Raw genomic sequence first — 14,242 nt, 5'->3', positions numbered from 1 at the left:
ACTTATCCTTTATTCCAAAAATTATAAAAATTAAACCATTGATAAGGCGCATGTATGCAATGCTGTTCCAACAGTTCCACATACTGTCGTGTGGTCTGTTGCATAGCCTGTAAACGCTCTTTACGTGGCCAATTTAACTGCTCCGCCACTTGATGAATATGCACTTCAAAATGTGTATCGACTCGATAGCAAAACACTGCCAATACAGGGGCTTTCAACAAACTGGCCAAAATCCATGCACCCTGCGGCCACAACGCTTGCTCACCTAGAAAAGCAACCGATTGTACCCGATCCGACTGCACGGGCACGCGGTCTGCTGCCACAATCACCCATTCACCCTGATCCAATTTATCCTGCAAAATCAGTGCTGTTTCGATTCCTAGCTCATCCACCGAAACCAAATTAACATCGGCATGTTCATTCAGTTTTTTTAAAAATGCATTGAATTTGGTGGCATGTTTCTGATAGACCAACACATTAATTTTCTGCGGATGCTCTGCTTTGATGGCGCGAAGCAATTCAATATTGCCAAAATGCGACACCACAATCACCGCACCTTTTTGATAATGCGAACGAAAGTGCGCATGACCATGCAACTTTAAGTTCTGCTCAGGAATATGTCCGAGCCAGCCCTCAATTTTATCTAAAATACATTCGCCAAATTGCATTAAATGCGTATAGCTGTACCACAGCTGCGGCTCAGCCTGAAACGGCGACTGCGCACCTGCAAAATGATGCAGTTTTTTTAAGTACAACAGTGAAGCCTGACGCGCAGTATTGGAAAAGAGCCAATACCATAAAATCACAAAGTATAAGATGACTCGGCACAGCCAGCGCCCACCCAAACGGTAGAAACCCAGCATCAGCAGCAGCGGTAACATCCCGCCGCGCTCTTTCACGGCGCTCCATTTCTGCATATGCTTCTCTGACCGCCTTAGCCTTTGACTTTCTGAAAAATCAATTTGGGGAAGCGCAGCAGCATGCCACCCAATAAGCGACTATGCGCGCGCGCCATGCCCAGATTGTCACGCCAAACATCAAAATGTGAAATGCCGCCTTCGGGGTAAATCACATGCGTGGGCAGATTGATAAACGGCACATTGTCCCATTTCAAACGCACCAAAATTTCAGAGTCAAAGCCCATCCGCAGTTGAAACTTGGCTGTATTTAAAATGTTCACCGTCTGCGCCAAAGGATAAACACGAAAGCCACACATGCTGTCTTTAATGTCAAAAGACAGACTGTTAATCCACACCCAAATATGCGTTGCATAACGGCCATAGAGACGTTTTTTTGGCACAGTCGAATCAAAGATCGGCTGACCAATAATCATGGCTTCGGGGTGCTGGATAGAGGTGTCTAAAAAGTGCTGCACATCCTGCCAGTCATGTTGTCCATCAGCATCCAATTGCAAAGCATGGCTATAACCACATTGAAAAGCATGCTTGAGACCTGTAATCACCGCCTGTCCCTTACCCTGATTGTGGCTATGTTCAACCAAATCGACCCTTGGGTAGTCCTGCGCAAGCTGATGTAATACTGCTGTACAAACGGCATCACTGCCATCATTCACCATAATGATCGGTAACTCGAAAGCGCTTAAATGTGACAATAACGCAGCCAAATAATGCGGATGGTTATACACAGGAATCACAAAGCAGTGTTTCATTTTGTCTCTCGGCTTAAACGTCTGAAGGGACAGCAAACAGTAAGCGTCCTGATGCCAATATTTTGTCATGATTTTTCAGCTCAAAACTGACCTTATGCGCTTTACGGCTAAGCACAAGTTCTACCGTTTGATAGGGTTGGATCAGCCCTTGAAATTTTAACTGCTCAAAACCATTACACCACAGTAAATCCGCCCAGTTTTGTTTGGCAAAATGCTGGATAAATCCTATTTGGCCTACACCAGGGTAAATTGGAAAGTTCGGGAAATGTCCTTTAAAACACTCCAACTCTGGAATAAATTCTAAAGCATAACTGATCTGCGTATCGTGAGATTGCTGCATCAACACCACAGGCAAGCTCATCGGCTGAAAGAGCGATTTTAAATACTGTTTATTCAACTTCGATTGTGCATTTTGTGGCATTTGCGTTAAAAACCGCCACTGCCGCGGAATTGCGATACTTTCCAACTTCTGTTGTAGTTGTTTTTTCAGTTGTGCAGTAAATGCAGCTTTGCCCTTTTCGATGAGCAACCCCCTTGCATCCTCGGTCAGTACAACCACCACTGCCAAAATCTGACGTTGTTCTTTTTCATGAATTAAAACATGGCACTGCTGTATTTCGACCAACTCAGCAATTTTCGCTTCAATGGCATCGAGACTTAAACGCTTTTCTTCGAGTTTGACAATGCGATCCAAACGTCCCAATAACTGAAACGGACTTTTAGGATTCTGTACATCTGCAACCTGCACTTTATCCCCAGTTAAAATCCAATCCGCGCTAAAGGCATGGTTGGTTTTAACGGCTAACTCTTGCTGCTCGGCGCAGTTAATTTCGACATTGGCAAAGGGGGTCCATAGCGCATCATCTGCCTGACGGTGGGCGATCCCGCCTGTTTCAGAACTACCAAACACTTCCGTAATCGGACAGTTCAGCAAAGGACGCACGCCTGCATCCAACTTTCCACCAGAGGAATAGACCCTATGGCAGTCTTGCAATACCACATCTGTGGTCCAGCGCTTCAGCAAAGCAGGACTGGAAATTACATAATTGGGCAGCTGCACATGGGCAATTTTCTTTTGAAGATCGACCACATCCTCAGGAAAAGCCAGTTGTTTTTGATAGAAACTGCGCCCACTGGCTAAGGGCCACAACAGCTTAAACAACAAACCATAAATATGTTGATGGCTCACCGTGGCAATGGCTACCGCCTGCTCAGGTAAATCAAAACTGGCTTCCAAACCACAGACTTCATTGAACAACTGTTGCAAAGTGCGGGGAATCTTTTTCGGCTGCCCAGTTGAACCCGAAGTATAAAAATACAGCTGCGCCTGATTGAAAAAGGCGGCATCAAATTGAAGCTCGAAGGTTGACGCTACTGTCGACGGCAAACGTTTTAAAAAATAAATCTGCTGCCCAGCCAATTCTTTTTCTAAGTCGCTGACCCGATGCGGCGGCAATAGCACTTGCTTGCCTGCTTGCAAGGCTGCAAACAACAACACTAAAAACTCGTAACTGTCTTCTTGCCAAAGCGCCCATACAGGCTGTTCCAACGGCTGAATTTGCGCAGCCTGTTCAGCCACATCCAACCAAAAAGTGTGAAAGGAAATGAAACTTGAGTCCGCCTGAATACACAGGGGACGCAATGAATGGAGATGATGTTGAAAATGACAAGACATAAAATTTGTTTTTAAAACCGTATTTCTAATCGCTATAGTTCGAGGCCACTTTTTCAGCTGCCCTGACGGAAATGCTGTTATTTCTGTACTTGATGCAGTCGCTGCTGGCGTTTGCGCAACACAAATTCACCCAGCAACAACCCACCCATCAAAATATAAGAGATCAAGCCGTTATACAGCACCCAAATCTTCATCGGTGCAAAGAAAACGGTGATCAAGGCAATGATCGCATTGATGCAGAAAAACCCACACCAAACTTTGGTGACTTGACGGGTCCATTCTACCCCTTCTTCGGGCAAATTAGGCTCTGCCAAACGTGCAAAACGTTCAATCATCGAAGGCGGTCGAATCAAGGTGCTGGCAAAAATAAACAGCGCCCCGAGACTCATAAAGACAGGATAGAGTTTAAGCCACGCATGATCTTTTAAAATCAAACTCAGCCCGCCACATAAAATGGCAAAACCTGTCAATGGCCACAGCAGGGCATTGCCCCTACTGAATAGACGCAAGACGCCCAGTGCAATCAATACCGCACTGACCCAGACATACTGTCCATGTGCTAAAGCATAAGCTACAAAAAAAGGATAGAGGATCAATCCGACCCCTGCTATCCCTTTTAAAATATTGTTCATGCAGCCGACATATTCTGAATCACGACCACCACATCTTGCACGGTACGCACATTTTTAAAGTCTTCAGGATTGACTTGTTTGCCTGTCAGCTCTTTAATTTTAACAACTAAATCAATGGCATCAATACTGTCGACATCAAGGTCTGAAGCTAAGTTTGATTCTAACTGCACCTCTTCAGGCGCAATTTCAAACAGCTCTTCCATCCACTCACGTAATTTATCTAACACGGTTTCTTGTGCAAGCATAGCAACCTCTTATGCTGTTTTCTGTGCTTCAACCAAAGCCACTAAACTTTGAATTGATTTAAAATATTCTTTGGTATCTGCTGACTCTGCATTCAGATGAATGCCATAACGCTTTTTCAATGCCAAACCCAGTTCTAAAGCATCAATCGAGTCCAAACCCAGACCATCACCAAACAAAGGTGCGTCTGTATCAATGTCTTCAATACGGATGTCTTCAAGGGCGAGGACATCAATAATCATTTGCTTTAATTCATCAGCAAGATTGCTCATTTAGGGATAACTCTTGGTTAAAAAACCACTGTAATTGTTGATTTAATTGACGCACATTTTTGGGATTGACCGTTACATCATCCAATACGTCTTCCACTCGGATCGCATCCAACACTTTTACATGGATATGAAAAGGCTGTTCTGGAATGTGATACCACTTTTCATTTTTGGTCAGGGTTGATGGTGTGCAGCTAATCAGCACGGGGCGAATCGGCACACCTGCACGCAGGGCAATATTGGCCGCACCACGCTGAAAGTCGTTTAGCTGCTCACCTTTTGCTGTTCGCGTCCCTTCAGGAAAGATCAATAAGGACGCCGCATGATCTTGCTGTAATTTTTGTACGCAGTCCTGAATAAATTGTTCGGAACCTGCATTTAAAATATAACCCGCACTTTGCACAGGACCTTTGGTAAATGGATTCGACCACAGCGCCTGCTTAACCACGCAGTTTGCTTGTTCCATTAAACCAATTAAAACCACCACGTCAATCAGTGTCGGATGATTGGCAATCACCAACTCCTGCTGGCTGTGCTGTAGTTTGTCTAAGCCTTCAACTGTATAGGTCATGATGCCCAGTTTCACCATCATTTCGGTGAAACCTTTAAAACTGTGCTTAATCACCTTTTGAGTGCGCTGCTTGCGAAGCTCAAGGTCTGCTGAGCTCAGCTTGACCAGAGGTGCAATCAAACCACCAATCGCCACGCCGCCTAAGCCAAAGCTGGCAAAGCTAAATCCTGTCGCTCCAACGCGCCAGACATAGTTGGCTTTTTGCTTGATTCGGTTTAAGTTCAGCATTTCGTCCACGCTTCAGATTCAGTTTGATCAGGATTAGTCCAAAACGTGTTAAATGCTAAAGCCTGCTGATAGGCTGGCGTTGAATCTGTATGCTTTGGCATCAACATCAAATTTGCAGGCGCTAATGAAATCATCGCTGCCATCGCAAAAGCAGCAAATGGTTGATGCTCGATATATATGTCTGGCAAGGCTTCATCATAATACACCAGCAAAACCTGACGAGCTTCTGGCCTTGTTTTTAACCACGCATAGGCTTCAATTAGACCATCATTCCACGAACCCGCCAAACTGGTCGCAGGTGTCGCATCCTGACATAAAATAGAATATAAGCCTGAAATTGCATTATGGACCGAGGTTGAAAATTGAGTCGGTGAAGGGGTTTGCTCGCTTAACACATCTTCTAAAATATTTAGTGTTTTTGCTTCATCGCCATATTGCGACACCCAAACAATATAATCAACATTGTGGGTGTCTAAAGTCTGCATTGCGCTATTCAAAGCCAGCTTTGCAAGACGCGATAAGCGTCGGCGTTGCATCGCAGGAATGTACTCTATAGCTGATAATTCTTGATCAACCAAGCTCATATTCAAGCGGGATACGTAGAGTTGCATCATCATGATCAGTGTTTAAAAGTTGACAAATTATCAGGCGCGCAATTATAGCACTGAGCCACATTTTTCACAAAAAATAACAAGCGCTGACGGGTTCAAAAAAGGAGGATACAGCAACCCTGATCCTCCCCCTTAAAACAAGAGCGACTAAAGGTAATATTGCGTTCTTTTCTTGGCAAATTTATCCAATTGTTTTAAAAAGCCTTCGAAATAATCCTTCTCTTTTTCCTCAGTACGATAGCCTGCATAGAGGGTGCGACGCAAACCTTCAGGCGCTACGCAGTCCAAACGACGCGAAGTCACCCAACCCTTTTGTTCATATTCGTTCACCACCCAATCGGGTAATGCCCCAATGCCACGCCCACTTGCCACCAGCTGAATCAGCATTTGGGTGAGGTCGGTGGTGCGGATCTGTTTCGGCAGGATATTGGCCGGAATAAAGAGACGCGACATAATATCTAAACGGTGCTTATCCACTGGATAGGTCACCAAGGTTTCTTCTGCAAGTTCTTGCACGGTAATATCTTTAGCACGAACCAAAGGATGGGTGTTGGATAAAACCAAACGCGATTCGTACTCAAAAATCGGGAAATATTCCACCCCTTTTAACGCAATCGGGTCGGCCGTAATCAATAAATCAAATTCACCTGTCTGCAATAACTCATGCGGATTGGCCTCAAAACCTGAAGCGAAGTCCAGATCAACATCTGGATATTGTTGGCGATATTGATTTAACAACGGCATTAACCAATCGAAACAGCTATGACACTCTGAGGAAAAAGTAATGCGTCCAGTTTGACCATGCACAATACGGGTAATGTCGCTTTGTGCAATTTGTACCTGCGGTAATACTTCATCAGCCAGTTTTAATAAACGCTGTCCCACATTAGAAAAGCTAACTGGACGGCTACGACGGTTCACCACCTCTACCCCAAACCACTGATCTAACTCACGCAACTGGTGCGACAAAGCTGAAGGTGTTAAGCATAGGTCTCCCGCAGCAGCCACCAATGAGCCATGCTCTCTTAAAGCGGTTAAGGTTTTTAAATGGCGGAGTTCTAACATCTGGCGCAGCCCAATTTTTTAATCTTGATGAATACGATATAGCTTAACCTATAAAAGTGACATTTGATTATTTTTTCTCACCTTAGTTTATACTTAATTAGTTTATTTCACTTTAATATTTATGATCTACAACGAAAATATTCGCCCCATTTACAGAATATGAAAAATTTAAGCATTTAAATTAATAATCTTCATGATCCGTGCATGAGCACCAATGGAAGTAAGGCTTTCTTTTATAACTATTGATGACTTTTAAGACTATCTCTTTATCATGCCTAGGTTGAATCGCGATTCCTTCAGTTTTTGAGAGGTACAACGACCGAATTCAGCCCACCAACTGTCCTACTTAACTCGTGGCTATGCATCGAACTCTTGTGATATGTCTACTTTGATATAACGAAATCATTTGACAGCAAGCAGCATGCTCTTTTACCTGAGTTAAATTCAGTTCAAATATTGAGAACTGATGATTCTGATCTTCTATCCAAATTGAGTGGCTAAAGCGCTGAAAAAGCATAACGTGCTGACAGCAGAACTTCTCACAACCCTAGTCTTCGGGCTTTTTTATGTTCCACGTGAAGCATTATGTAAATATCGAATAGAAAGTCGTTTGTCTCTCAAACTGGTGAGAAGCCAAACAGAACAGTAAAAACAAAAAAGCTTCCGACTAGGAAGCTTTTTTTAAATCTTAGATTTAACCATCAATGGTGAGCTTTAAAATCTCAGCTTTGGTATAACCCCGTTCTTTTAAAAGATGTTGAATGGCTTTTTTCTCATCTTGATCTTCAAGAAATTTACAGCGTTGGATCAAACGCATATCGGTCTCATACTGAAAATTATGACGACACTCCAATTCCTTATTGGAAGGCGTAGTAAAAAAATGAAGCACAGCTAGATACTCTCTTTCATGCTGTTGAAGTGGCCCGCCTTCAACGAATACCTATCTAACACAACTGTTAAACACCCTTTGGGTAAATGATGACGAATCTCGCTCCATTATGCAAGTTTGGGCCTCTCAAATGTTCTCTCTACTCATCTACAGCGCTCAAAGCAGGTCTTAATCATCTACCAAAGTCGATTTTAATCATGAAAATTCATCAGCTCATCCTGAGAATTCTTCACCCTATCGCCGTTGATCCGCTCGTTAGACGTTTTAAACTGTCTGCTTTAAATAGATAAAAACCATTCAATATGTCGAAGCTCGAACGTCAGAAACTTAGCCTCCCCACAGGTCATGACAAACTGCTCTTGCATTCCTGCTGTGCACCTTGCTCAGGTGAAGTCATGGAAACCCTGATTGAATCAGGTATCGATTTTTCTATCTTTTTCTATAACCCCAATATTCATCCTGTAAAGGAATATTTGATTCGTAAAGAAGAAAATATTCGCTTTGCAGAAAAACATCACATTCCATTTATTGACTGTGATTACGACACAGACAACTGGTTTGCACGTGCTAAAGGTATGGAAAATGAGCCAGAAAAAGGGATCCGTTGCACCATGTGTTTTGATATGCGGTTTGAACGGACAGCGTTATATGCGGCAGAACATGGCTTTAGCCTGATCAGCAGCTCTCTCGGTATTTCCCGTTGGAAGAATATGCAGCAGATCAATGAGTGTGGCCACCGTTCTGCTTCACATTATGCAGGCATTCACTACTGGGACTACAACTGGCGCAAACATGGCGGTGCGGTACGCATGCTGGACATCAGCAAACGTGAAGAATTTTATCAACAAGAGTACTGTGGCTGCGTGTATTCACTGCGGGATAACAACCGCTGGCGCATGAGCCAAGGCCGAGAACGCATCAAACTCGGACAAAAGTTCTATTCCAATGCCATGGATCAGGACAGCTAATTTCAGCCAGCAGCCTCCACATACCAATTTTTCCAAGAGCTGGTTCCACGCACCGCAATCGACACGGTCGGAATCAGCTTTTCTTTTAAGATCTTGGTTTGTCCAACGGCTTTGGCTAAGCGTGCTTTGACTGAATGAATGCATTCACGGTCACCAAATTCACAGCGATCTAAGCTGGTTCCACCACAGGGCCCATTGGCCAAGCCTTTGGGACAAGTTTCAGGGCAAATATACAGAGTCTCGCCTAAACGGCATTGACCACAACTTTCACAGCCCACCACCGCATGCTTACTCAAATGTTCTGTTTTCAGTAATGCTTTGTTGGCTTTAGTTCGGTCCCAAACATTGAAATTAAAAATAAACCGCCCCACGCCTTTGGCCAGTTTAGATTCAAATAAAGCATCATGCATCAAATGCAGATGTTGGTATTTAATAATCTGACTTGAGGTCGCAGGCCGTGAATAATAAGTCAGCTTCGGATGAAACTCTGTACCGGTTTTCACCTGCCAAAGCGTATTCCAAAGTCGTTCACACTCAGCAAAACTCGAGTGCCGATATTCTTCAATATAACGCTCCAGTAAGCTTTGTTCTTCAGGCTGATGGCAAGCCGATAAATGCACCCCCGCAAAACCCAAATGTCGACACATTAGAATCTGTAATGCGCAGCGCATATAAACGTGATCACTCAAACCCTGTTCTTTTTCCTGTTGCAACACCTGCAACATATGCGGGGTGATCACAATGCCGGCCACTTTATGTTTCAGCATAAACTTAGCCCGTTCCAAGGTCAGTGGCATGACGCAGGCTAACATTTTCTGAGAATACTGATGCTGCACTAAAAATTCATGCGCATCTTGTAAAGCAGTCATGTCATAGCCCAATTGGGTAATCACATAATCGGCCCCTGCTTTCATTTTTTTATGCAGTTTTAAATATTGCGCCTCTTTTTCCGCTTCCGCATATTTAAATGGATTAAACGCGACACCAATATGAAAACCGCCTTGGCGTTTGGCTTCCATGACAGCATTCACCGACTCCAAATAACGTGTTCGGGGTTCTAGGTCGTGGCTATAGCAGTGCTGTTTTAATTTATCACCCGTTAAGAGCAATAAGTTCTTTTGACCCTGTGTTTTTGCATCTTGCAAAAACTGCTCAAAGTCTTGTATATCCCGTGCCTTTCCCGAAAAGTGAATGACTTTCTCAATCTCTTGTGGATACTGTTTGGCGACTTGCAAAGGCGCTTCATCGTCATCTGCATGCACCCGATCAGCCAGAGTCATAGCCGCAGGAAAACCTGCAAATTGAGCTTTCACAGGCCACTGGGCTTGGTGCGAGCTTAAGTATTCAACCAATACGCAAAATTGTTGCTGTGCAAAATATTGAGCAAGTAGGGACATCACAGAAGAAATAATCCAGAGGATTAAAAAAAGAAGAATTATAGTACAAATCAAAAATAGATGACGAATCGTCTGATTATTCACTACGGCAGATTCAATATTTTTTGACTCATCCTCCACCCGATGAGTGAACGCAAATATCCACCCCGGTCTGATTCATTAGTTGCAGTACCCTGCTAAAACTGAACCTGATGGTCAAATTCAAAAAAGAAGGTACTCCAACGCTCAACCACACGCCGCCCACAGCACAACATTTGTCTAGCCCCCTTATTTACTACGCTGATTGATTTATTTTCGATAAGATTGTTCTTTTTTATGCTTTTCAATCGCTTAAAGACTAGGCACATTTCTGCTTTTTAAAATAAAGGCATCTTTTCAAGCTGGGACTGACTGTGTATAACAATGGTCGACTCAAGGAAATGATTCGCACATAGGCAAAAGCCTGAAAAAAGCTTAAACTATGTGCCAATGAAAACAAATGATATGTCGTCCATGGCGACAACGATGAAGGTGAAGGTTGATGCCGCTCAATACCGTTGAAGAGCTAGTTGCAGATATCCGTGCAGGTAAAATGGTTATCCTGATGGATGACGAAGATCGTGAGAATGAAGGTGATTTAGTTATCGCAGCGACCCATGTTCGCGCAGAAGACATCAACTTTATGATCACCCACGCACGTGGTTTGGTGTGCTTAACGCTCAGCCGTGATCGCTGTAAACAATTGAATCTTCCATTGATGGTCGATGCCAATGGCGCACAACATGGCACCAACTTCACGCTCTCCATTGAAGCGGCGGAAGGTATTTCTACAGGAATTTCACCTGCAGAACGTGCGCATACCATTCAAACAGCGGTAGCGGCACATGCAAAACCATCAGACATCGTTCAACCCGGACATATTTTCCCCTTGATGGCGCAGCCTGGCGGTGTTCTACACCGCGCAGGGCATACCGAGGCAGGTTGTGATTTATCTCGCCTAGCGGGTCTAGAGCCTGCATCAGTCATCTGTGAAATCATCAATGAAGATGGCACGATGGCGCGCCGTGCCGATCTTGAAATTTTTGCTGAAAAGCATGGTTTAAAAATTGGCACCATCGCGGATCTGATTCACTACCGTATGACCAATGAACAAACGGTTGAACGGATTGATCAGCAAAGTATTGATACCGAATATGGGACGTTTGACTTATACCGTTACCGCGAATTAGGCAATCCAGATATTCACTTGGCTTTGGTGAAAGGTGAACCAAAAGAAGGTGTAACCACCGTTCGTGTCCATGGTTTCAACCCTGTTCGTGACCTGCTCAAGCTCAACAAAAAAGACGGCGAGCCAGCATGGAATCTCGACAAAGCTCTGCAAGAAATTGCAAGCAGCGATCGTGGTGTTTTGGTCTGGATTGGGCAGCGTCATTTACAAGACTTAGGTCCAGCGCTAGACAGCCTTACAGCACCAAAACCAACCAAATCCAATGCTGCTTTATCTCAGCAGTACCAAACCATTGGGGTGGGCGCACAAATTTTACGTGATTTAGGCGTAGAAAAGATGAAGCTTTTGAGCTCACCTTTACGCTTTAATGCACTCTCTGGGTTTAATTTAGAAGTGGTGGAATATATCACCGCACATCAAACAACTTAAAAAATCATCGAGGTTGCTATGGCAATTCGCCGTATTGAAGGTATGTTACATCTCGCTAGCGAAGGCCGTTATGCGATTTTAGTGGGTCGTTTTAATAGTTTTGTTGTCGAACATCTATTAGAAGGTGCAATTGATACATTGAAACGTCATGGTGTATCAGAGGATAATATCACTGTTGTTCATGCACCAGGCGCGTGGGAACTTCCTGTCGTGGCTAAAAAATTAGTGGCGTCTGAACGCTTCGATGCCATCATTGCACTGGGTGCTGTGATTCGTGGTAGCACACCTCACTTCGACTTTGTTGCAGGTGAATGTGCCAAAGGTTTAGGCGTGGTTGGCCTAGAATCTGGTCTTCCAGTGATTAATGGTGTATTGACTACGGATAGTATTGAACAAGCGATTGAACGCTCGGGTACAAAAGCAGGTAATAAAGGTGGCGAAGCTGCTCTTACTGCAATTGAAATGGTTAACTTGTTAAAGGCTATTTAACGCTATGTCGCAAACATTGCAAGCAACTTATGCAGCAAAACGTAAAGCACGTCGCTTTGCTGTACAAGGAATTTACGAATGGCAAATGAGCCACAATCCAGTCCATGAGATCGAAGCACGTACGCGTGTGGAAAATGCCATGCACAAAGTGGATCTGAGCTATTATCATGAATTGTTAACCCAAGTGGTTGCCAATCATGAAGCATTGGATGCGCTCTTAATCCCTGTGCTTGATCGCGAAGTTTCTGCGCTTGACGGCGTTGAACTTGCGACCCTTCGTTTAGGCGCATATGAACTCAAGGAACATCTTGAAATTCCATATCGCGTGGTTTTAGACGAAGCGATCGAGCTTGCTAAACATTTTGGCGGTGCAGACAGCCATAAATACATCAATGGTGTATTAGATCGTTTAGCAACAACTTTACGTGCAGCAGAAAAGCAACAAGCGAACTCACAGTAGTAGATTTGTTGTATGGCTGAGTTTTCGATCATTGATACCTATTTTAATCGTAAGAGTCCTCATTCTGTCGATTTAGGCGTCGGTGACGACTCAGCCTTGCTCACACCACCACCGCAGCAACAATTGGTCATTTGTGCCGATACCTTGGTTGCTGGACGTCACTTCCCGCTTGATACCAGCCCACATGCGATTGGCTGGAAATCTGTCGCGGTCAATTTATCTGATATCGCCGCAATGGGCGCGAAACCTCAGAGTATTTTATTGGCCTTGAGCTTACCCCAAATTGATCATGACTGGCTTAAAGGTTTTAGTCAGGGTTTATATGATTGCTGTGATCAATTTGGAGTGAGTTTAATTGGTGGAGACACCACCCAAAGCCCACATCTCACCATTTCCGTGACTGCACTGGGCTGGGTCGATATCGGTCAAGCCGTTACTCGCTCTGCCGCTCAAGTGGGTGATTTGATTTGTGTCAGTGGTACTGTCGGCGATGCTGCTTTTGCCTTACAACACTTAGGCCACCCTCTCCAACAACGTTTGGACTACCCCACCCCACGCTGTGAACTGGGGCAAGCACTCAAAGGCTTAGCGCACAGTATGATTGATGTGTCGGATGGCTTAGCACAAGATCTCGGTCATATCTTAAAAGCATCCCATGTGGGCGCGACCCTACAACTTGATCAATTGCCCATCAACACCACGCTACAAGATTTAACACGAGAACAACAATGGCAATATGCTTTGGCGGGTGGCGATGACTATGAGTTATGCTTTACAATAAGCCCGCAGAATTATGAAAAACTTTTGCAACAACAAAACCATAGCAGCATCAGTGTGATTGGAAAAATTGATGCTGAAAGTGGTCTGCGTTTTCAACAAAATGGCTTAGACCATTCCTTGCAATTTAATGGATATCAACACTTTGCATAAGCCCCCTATCCTCTTTCGTCAGATGTCTTGGTATGACCGTTTCATCGTGTTTTGCGGTGTAGGGTTTGGCTCAGGGCTAGCACCCAAAGCACCAGGAACGTTCGGTTCTGCCTTCGCGCTGCTGTTTGTCCCAATTTGGCTTGCAATTGGCTTATCGAACACCATTATTGCCATCATCCTCATGTCTCTGATTGGCATTTATATCTGTGGGCATACTGCCAAAGTGATGGGCGTACATGATGATGGGCGTATTGTATGGGATGAGTTTGCTGGCCAGTCCATCACCTTTTTGCCTGTCCTGTATTTAGGGCAAATGAATTGGCTCTGGCTGCTGCTGGGTTTTATTTTATTTCGTATTTTTGATGTGTGGAAACCGTGGCCGATTCGTGTCATTGACCAAAAAGTCGAAGGTGGCTTTGGTATTATGCTCGACGACCTGATTGCAGGACTATGGGCTGCACTTTGTATTTGGATTTATTTTTATTTCACTGTGGCTTAGGCCATTTTTAG

Annotated in this window: 17 protein-coding genes; 6 read left to right on the top strand and 11 right to left on the bottom strand. The window is 44.2% G+C overall.

Annotated features, from left to right (window positions below; translation table 11 throughout):
* Nucleotides 1–2: 2 nt before the first annotated feature.
* The 10 genes from F946_RS14590 to F946_RS17515 all read right to left on the bottom strand — a co-directional run bounded on the left by F946_RS14590 (nucleotide 3) and on the right by F946_RS17515 (nucleotide 7,780).
* Nucleotides 3–917, bottom strand: coding sequence for an LpxL/LpxP family acyltransferase (locus F946_RS14590; protein ID WP_004983951.1), 915 nt, complete (start codon nucleotides 915–917; stop codon nucleotides 3–5).
* A gap of 17 nt (nucleotides 918–934) precedes the next feature.
* Entirely contained in the window at nucleotides 935–1,669 is a 735-nt protein-coding gene (locus F946_RS14585) for a glycosyltransferase family 2 protein (protein ID WP_004983949.1), read from the bottom strand.
* Between the two features lie 13 nt (nucleotides 1,670–1,682).
* Nucleotides 1,683–3,344, bottom strand: coding sequence for an ApeI family dehydratase (locus tag F946_RS14580; protein ID WP_004983945.1), 1,662 nt, complete (start codon nucleotides 3,342–3,344; stop codon nucleotides 1,683–1,685).
* Between the two features lie 77 nt (nucleotides 3,345–3,421).
* On the bottom strand, nucleotides 3,422–3,976 hold the full coding sequence (locus F946_RS14575) for a COG4648 family protein (RefSeq protein ID WP_004983943.1): 555 nt from the start codon (nucleotides 3,974–3,976) through the stop codon (nucleotides 3,422–3,424).
* Nucleotides 3,973–4,221, bottom strand: a complete 249-nt coding sequence (locus tag F946_RS14570) for an acyl carrier protein (RefSeq protein WP_004983942.1) — start codon at nucleotides 4,219–4,221, stop codon at nucleotides 3,973–3,975. The genes F946_RS14575 and F946_RS14570 overlap by 4 nt, the downstream gene beginning before the upstream one ends.
* Before the next feature lie 9 nt (nucleotides 4,222–4,230).
* The gene (locus F946_RS14565; RefSeq protein WP_004983939.1) at nucleotides 4,231–4,491 is read right to left on the bottom strand and encodes a phosphopantetheine-binding protein; all 261 of its coding nucleotides are present in this window, start codon (nucleotides 4,489–4,491) and stop codon (nucleotides 4,231–4,233) included.
* On the bottom strand, nucleotides 4,475–5,287 hold the full coding sequence (locus F946_RS14560; protein WP_004983936.1) for a lysophospholipid acyltransferase family protein: 813 nt from the start codon (nucleotides 5,285–5,287) through the stop codon (nucleotides 4,475–4,477). Before F946_RS14560 ends, F946_RS14565 begins: the two co-directional genes overlap by 17 nt.
* A complete protein-coding gene (locus F946_RS14555; RefSeq protein ID WP_035327203.1) occupies nucleotides 5,281–5,901 on the bottom strand; it encodes a beta-ketoacyl synthase chain length factor in 621 nt (206 codons plus the stop codon). The genes F946_RS14560 and F946_RS14555 overlap by 7 nt, the downstream gene beginning before the upstream one ends.
* Nucleotides 5,902–6,045: 144 nt before the next feature.
* A complete protein-coding gene (locus F946_RS14550) occupies nucleotides 6,046–6,963 on the bottom strand; it encodes a LysR family transcriptional regulator (protein WP_004983930.1) in 918 nt (305 codons plus the stop codon).
* Between the two features lie 694 nt (nucleotides 6,964–7,657).
* Nucleotides 7,658–7,780: a hypothetical protein gene (locus tag F946_RS17515; protein ID WP_004684300.1), complete on the bottom strand. Its 123-nt coding sequence runs from the start codon at nucleotides 7,778–7,780 to the stop codon at nucleotides 7,658–7,660.
* Nucleotides 7,781–8,154: 374 nt separating this feature from the next.
* On the opposite strand from F946_RS17515, the gene F946_RS14545 reads away from it, so the two are divergent.
* On the top strand, nucleotides 8,155–8,820 hold the full coding sequence (locus tag F946_RS14545; protein WP_035327178.1) for an epoxyqueuosine reductase QueH: 666 nt from the start codon (nucleotides 8,155–8,157) through the stop codon (nucleotides 8,818–8,820).
* A 2-nt stretch (nucleotides 8,821–8,822) separates the two neighbouring features.
* Here F946_RS14545 and F946_RS14540 read toward each other — a convergent pair whose 3' ends face one another.
* Nucleotides 8,823–10,217, bottom strand: coding sequence for a methylenetetrahydrofolate reductase C-terminal domain-containing protein (locus F946_RS14540; RefSeq protein WP_035327201.1), 1,395 nt, complete (start codon nucleotides 10,215–10,217; stop codon nucleotides 8,823–8,825).
* Nucleotides 10,218–10,737: 520 nt separating this feature from the next.
* On the opposite strand from F946_RS14540, the gene ribBA reads away from it, so the two are divergent.
* The 5 genes from ribBA to F946_RS14515 are packed head-to-tail and all read left to right on the top strand — an operon-like array spanning nucleotide 10,738 to nucleotide 14,231.
* Nucleotides 10,738–11,853, top strand: coding sequence for a bifunctional 3,4-dihydroxy-2-butanone-4-phosphate synthase/GTP cyclohydrolase II (ribBA, locus tag F946_RS14535; RefSeq protein WP_004983924.1), 1,116 nt, complete (start codon nucleotides 10,738–10,740; stop codon nucleotides 11,851–11,853).
* A gap of 18 nt (nucleotides 11,854–11,871) precedes the next feature.
* A complete protein-coding gene (ribH, locus tag F946_RS14530; protein ID WP_004684294.1) occupies nucleotides 11,872–12,342 on the top strand; it encodes a 6,7-dimethyl-8-ribityllumazine synthase in 471 nt (156 codons plus the stop codon).
* A 4-nt stretch (nucleotides 12,343–12,346) separates the two neighbouring features.
* Nucleotides 12,347–12,802 carry a transcription antitermination factor NusB gene (nusB, locus tag F946_RS14525; RefSeq protein ID WP_004983920.1) on the top strand — a complete coding sequence of 152 codons (456 nt, stop codon included), beginning with the start codon at nucleotides 12,347–12,349 and terminating at the stop codon, nucleotides 12,800–12,802.
* Between the two features lie 12 nt (nucleotides 12,803–12,814).
* Nucleotides 12,815–13,732, top strand: a complete 918-nt coding sequence (thiL, locus tag F946_RS14520) for a thiamine-phosphate kinase (protein ID WP_004983915.1) — start codon at nucleotides 12,815–12,817, stop codon at nucleotides 13,730–13,732.
* Entirely contained in the window at nucleotides 13,710–14,231 is a 522-nt protein-coding gene (locus F946_RS14515) for a phosphatidylglycerophosphatase A family protein (RefSeq protein WP_004983912.1), read from the top strand. The genes thiL and F946_RS14515 overlap by 23 nt, the downstream gene beginning before the upstream one ends.
* Nucleotides 14,232–14,242: the final 11 nt, after the last annotated feature.

The sequence above is a fragment of the Acinetobacter johnsonii ANC 3681 genome, from assembly GCF_000368805.1.
GTDB classification, from domain to species: domain Bacteria; phylum Pseudomonadota; class Gammaproteobacteria; order Pseudomonadales; family Moraxellaceae; genus Acinetobacter; species Acinetobacter johnsonii.
Note: the sequence above shows the minus strand (reverse complement) of the source record. Positions and strands in the feature narration are given on the sequence as shown.